Origin of the sequence: Bacteroides sp. 51, assembly GCF_010500965.1 — a bacterium.
In the GTDB taxonomy this organism is placed as follows: Bacteria; Bacteroidota; Bacteroidia; order Bacteroidales; family Bacteroidaceae; genus Bacteroides.
On record NZ_QVMI01000160.1, the window covers coordinates 1 to 328 of the forward strand.

Consider the following 328-nt stretch of genomic DNA (forward strand, 5'->3'; position numbering starts at 1 on the left):
GGAATCACGTCCCGTAACATCGGCTACCCAGGCCTTGCAAGGTATTGTGCCGGGATTGCAGATTACAACGAACACCGGAGAGATGGATAAGGATATGAAACCGCTTTTTATCAGTCGTTATCCTCAGAATCAGCACGGGGATGTAATCCGTTGGCTTAAGGCTATACCTAATCCACTTCAACGCCTACCGCTGCAGCCTCTTCAATAGCCCATACAGCGTCACCACTCCAGGTCATATTGATCATATCCTACACCCTGTACGGCCTGGAATTGATTATATGCAACACCATTTTGTTTCAAATAATCGGCAACAGCATTTGCACGCCTC

General features: G+C 47.6%; 1 protein-coding gene. It reads left to right on the forward strand.

Features of this window, described 5'->3' with window-relative positions:
* On the forward strand, positions 1–208 hold a 208-nt coding region (locus D0T87_RS23935; protein WP_203558787.1), incomplete at its 5' end, for a hypothetical protein.
* Between the last annotated feature and the right edge of the window lie 120 nt (positions 209–328).